3 protein-coding genes are annotated in these 4,950 nt (G+C 36.5%); 2 read left to right on the top strand and 1 reads right to left on the bottom strand.

Going from position 1 to position 4,950, the window contains the following annotated elements; genetic code table 11:
* Position 1 precedes the first annotated feature (1 nt).
* Together BHV83_RS00015 and BHV83_RS00010 are read left to right on the top strand one after the other, a co-directional pair.
* Positions 2–3,034, top strand: a complete 3,033-nt coding sequence (locus BHV83_RS00015) for a SusC/RagA family TonB-linked outer membrane protein (RefSeq protein ID WP_286755103.1) — start codon at positions 2–4, stop codon at positions 3,032–3,034.
* Between the two features lie 28 nt (positions 3,035–3,062).
* The gene (locus tag BHV83_RS00010; RefSeq protein ID WP_122205445.1) at positions 3,063–4,712 is read left to right on the top strand and encodes a RagB/SusD family nutrient uptake outer membrane protein; all 1,650 of its coding nucleotides are present in this window, start codon (positions 3,063–3,065) and stop codon (positions 4,710–4,712) included.
* 108 nt (positions 4,713–4,820) lie between these two features.
* Here BHV83_RS00010 and BHV83_RS00005 read toward each other — a convergent pair.
* Positions 4,821–4,950 (bottom strand): magnesium transporter (locus BHV83_RS00005; protein WP_286755105.1); only part of this gene is annotated, 130 nt, incomplete at its 5' end.

Below are 4,950 nucleotides of genomic sequence, written 5' to 3'. Positions count from 1 at the left end.
GGTGGTATCGGTGGATATCCAGACTTCTGATATTTTGACAGCATTACGCTCTGTATTGGGCGACGGTTATTCTTTTAAACAAATTGAGGATTATATCGCAATCGCCCGGAAAGAGATATCCGATGCATCGGATATCGTCAGCAATATTGCTGACGATAGAAATTGGACTATACAAGGACAGGTTCTTGAAAATACAGAACCTCCATATCCTTTACCTGGTGTAAATATTTTGATTAAAGGAACATCTTTGGGAACAGTGAGTGATGGGAATGGATATTTTAGCATAAAAGCAAAGAAAGGAGATGTGTTGATTTTTAGATATTTAGGGTTTAAGGATTACGAATATGTTGTTTCTCGTTCTATTAGTAATCTGACAGTTTCTTTGACTGCGGACTCCGAAGAATTGGATGAGATTGTGGTGACTGGTATTTCTGAAGAGAAAAGAGTAAACTCCGTTTCTGCTGTCTCTACTCTAGATGTTACTAAAAACTTGTCAACTAAGCCAATTACTTCTCTTTCTCAATCATTGCAAGGAGGAATAACTGGATTAAATGTGACACAAAGTTCCGGTTTACCAGGAGCGGATGCAGCTACAATTAAGATTCGTGGTATTTCATCGTTGATTACGAATAATGATCCGTTGGTATTGGTTGACGGTATTCCTATGGATATGAATCAATTGGATCCAAATACAATTGAAAGTGTAACAGTCTTGAAGGATGCTGCTGCTTCGGCTATTTATGGTGCTCGCGCGGCCAATGGTGTTATTGTTGTTAAGACTCGTCGTGGGATGCCAGGAAAAATAAATATATCTTATAATGGATATGTGGGTATACAGCAACCAACTTATCTGCCAGATTTTGTAGATGCTGCTGGTTATATGGAAATGGTTAATTCTGCCAATCAAAATATTGGAGGTGATGCTGTTTATTCTCAATCAGATATAGAAAATACTCGTAATCATGTGGATCCATATAAATATCCAGATAATAGTTGGTCTGATTTTTTATTCAAAAACGGAATGGTACAAAGTCATTCTGTAGGAGTCTCAGGAGGTAGTAATTTAGCTCGTTTTGCTTTAACTGTCAATTATTTGAATAATGAGGGATTGATAGATAAAGCAAATGCAGATCGATTGAATATCCGTGCCAATACGACGGTCAATTTGTTGGATAATTTGTCTGTAGATATGGATTTCAATTCTTATCGGACGAAAAGAACAGAGCCTATGTATAGGGATGGTGCTTATACAAGTAGTATTATTGATTGGATGTATGCGACACCACCTAATACTGTTGCTCGTTACCCGCTGAAGGAAGGAAGTGATATTATTTATTATGGTAACAGGCCTGAGCAAAGAAATCCTGCTGCGATGATGGATCAGGGAGGAAAGTATCAATTATTATCGGATAATATTAATATCAATATTTCTCCGCGTTGGGAAATTATTCCACATCTGATTGCACGTGCTCGTTACTCTTATCAAGTGACAAGTTCGACGAATACTCGAAAGCGTAAGGCGTACAACTTTTTTGATTATAGTAGTAATTCTTTGTTAGAAACTTGGGATGCTATAGATAAGAGTGGGCAAAACCGCTCGAGCTATTATTATCTTGGTGGGACGCTAGAGTATACGTTCGAGAGAGATAAACACCGTTTGTTTGCGATCGGAGGATATAATCAAGAACTGACAAATAAAGATGACTGGGATCAATGGTCGATGGTTTCTTTATTTGCAAAGGCTAATTATACGTTTAATAGTCGTTATCTATTAGAGGCAACTGTACGTCGTGATGGATCGTCTCGCTTTGGACCTGGACACAAATTCGGGGTTTTTCCTTCTGTTGGAGGAGGATGGAATGTTCATGAGGAAAAATTCATGGAACCAACGAGAAAATTTCTGAATGAGTTTAAGCTAAGAGCTTCTTATGGTTTATTGGGAAATGAAAACATTGGCTTGTATAAATATCAATCCATGATTGATGCGAGTAATGGTAATGAGTCTTCTTTCGGAAATCCGAATCTGACGTGGGAGACTGTTAAGATGTTAGATGTGGGAACAGATATTCGTTTATTTAAAGATTTGTCTATTACGTTTGATTATTACAATAAATTGACAACTGATTTGATTCTAGAGCCTCCGATTTCTTATATTGGTGGAACAAAGAAAACATATCTTAACTCAGGTTCGTTGAGGAATAGAGGGTGGGAGCTTGACTTTGTTTATGGTACTCAAGTAACGAAAGACTTTAGTTTTAGCATTCACGGAGGGTTATCCCATAATGAAAATAAGATAGAAGAACTTTTTGGTGGTCCGTATGATAATGGAAGTAAAATACATAAAGAAGGTTATGCATTAAATAGTTTTTATGTTTATCCGACTCAAGGATTATTACAAGAGGATGATTTTGTTATAGACACAAATGGCGATCTTGTGCCAAAAGAAGGAATTGTTATTTTTGACGGACAGAAGCCGGGTGATATCCATTATCTTGATAACAATGGAGATGGTAAAATTACGACTGAAGATCGTGTAATTCGTGGTGACGAACAACCTTCGTTGAATTATTTTGCAAATCTGTCTTTGAATTTTAAGAAGTGGAATCTAGAAGTTCTGTTTCAAGGTGTTCAAGGAGTAGATGCCTATTATTCTGAACCATATTCGTTTGGATTGAATACTGGTGGAGATGGTCAGACGCCTTTAGCTATTCAGATGGATTATTGGACTCCGAGTAATATCGATGCTCGTTATCCCCGTATGGCTCCAAATTCAACTTATGGTAATAATAATCATACTTCTGATTTCTGGCATTTCGATGCTAGTTATTGCCGTGTGAAATATATTCAATTGGGATATATGTTTGATCAAATGGGATTGAAAAAGATAGGCATTTCTGGTATACGTGTATATGCGAATGTTCAAAATCCGTTTACGTTTTCAAAAGAGAATTTGGTAGATCCTGAAAGTCGAGGGCAGAAAAGTTCTTATCCGTTGGTAAAAACATATTCTGTTGGAGTTAGTTTAAATTTCTGATTGTAGAATATATTAAAATTAGACACAGATGAAAGTTATAAATAAAATGAAAATCTGGGGTATGGCCTCTTTGATTTTATTGGGAACAACAAGTTGTGATGACTTTTTAACAAGAGATAATCCAAAAGGTGTTACAGATGATGATTTTTGGAAGACAATGAATGAGTGTGAAAGTGCTTTGGGACAATGTCGATCTTGGCCTCATGGTACTTATCATTATACGGCTCCCAATATGGCTTTGCTCCATTTGGAAGGAAATACTGATAATGAGTATTTCTTGTCTAATTTCCAACAACAAGTTATTAACATGGGCAATGGCTCGCTCACTCCAACCTCGGGGGGATATATATCTAGTATTTGGGAATATTATTACATTTATATTCGACGCTGCAATCGTTTTCTTGAACATGTAAATGATGCTTATTTTACGATAGAGAAAGAACGACAGAGGATGATTGCCGATGTAAAAGTTTGGAGAGCTTGGTATCATATGCAATTGTTGTTGTGGTATGGACGGAATGATGGTATTCCTATTGTATCTACAGCTTTATCAGGTGAAGATATTTATCAAAAAAGAAACTCTGTGGAAGAATGTCTTGAATTTATTAATAAAGATTTAGATGATGTTATATCTATTACAGATGATGAAATTTGTCCTTTTTTATGGGATGAAGGAAATAGATCGCGTATGTCTCGTTCCTCGGCTTTGGCTTTAAAAATGGATTTAAATTTGCAGTTTAAGCGATATGATGTAGCAAAAGAAGCTGCAAAAAAATTGATTGATTCTGGTGCTTTCGAACTTTATTATACGACAGCAACAGATGATGATCCTGGTAAAAATTTCCGTGATTTATTTAATTATACAGGTGAGCAGAATAAGGAACGAATAATTTTTACAAATGACGGTTTAAAAGAATTTTGGTTTCGATGTATGGGTACTATTTTGGGTGGACAAGGAACCTGTGCTGTTTTGAAATCGTTAGTAGATGAATTTGAAACAGCTGATGGAAAGCCTTTGACTTCCTTATCTCCTGAAGAGAGATTAAAATTGGAGAAGAATCCTTTTTACATGGATAGAGATCCTAGATTGTATTGTACGGTTGTAGTTCCAGGAGATAGCACCTCTATTTCTAATTATAAATATGAACCCTTTAATGAATCGTCCAGTGATTATTTTAGTAAAACGGGAGCAGTACGTTCTGGTTATATGCTTAAAAAATGGTTAAGTGAACAAGATCGTGCTTCTGGACGTGGAAGTTTGGACTATGTATTATATCGCTATGCGGAGGTATTATTGGATTATGTCGAATGTTTGGTTGAATTGGGAGATTGGAAAAATCCGGATGTGGAGAAATATCTTAATATGATTCGTAATCGTGCAGGTATGCCAAATATGGATAAATCTGTTTATAATACACAAGAAAAAGTTCGTGAACTTTATCGGCGTGAGCGTCGTGTAGAGTTGGCATTTGAAGGAAAGCGTTATCATGATATTCGCCGATGGGGAATTGGGCAAGAAACGATGAATGGTCCAATTTATGGTGCTTATAATCCTAATACGGATGCTTTTATTACGATAGAAAACCGTAATTGTGTTTTCCCGAAGAATGATTCTTGGCCTTTACCTCAGAGCGAGGTGACGGCAAATCCGAACATTGGGCAACCAATAGGTTGGTAATATGAAATGTGATAATTCGTATTAAAGTAATATTAATCGGAGGCTTAAGGTGTCAATTCGTCTTAAGCCTCTTTTTATGATTTGTTTTTCAGTGAATTTTACATTTGCTTATCCAGCCAGTGCAGACGTAATGAACATGTAGATCATCATACCTATAATATCGTTTGTGATGGTGATAAACGGTCCGGTGGCCAAAGCAGGGTCGATCTTCAGTTTATCGAGAGTCATGGGGACCAGT

Source organism: Parabacteroides sp. merdae-related_45_40, assembly GCF_001915675.1.
Note: the sequence above shows the minus strand (reverse complement) of the source record. Positions and strands in the feature narration are given on the sequence as shown.

Excerpts from the sequence above, each read along its gene's own strand:
- BHV83_RS00010 (WP_122205445.1), top strand. The coding sequence starts at position 3,063 with ATGAAAGTTATAAATAAAATGAAAATCTGGGGTATGGCCTCTTTGATT.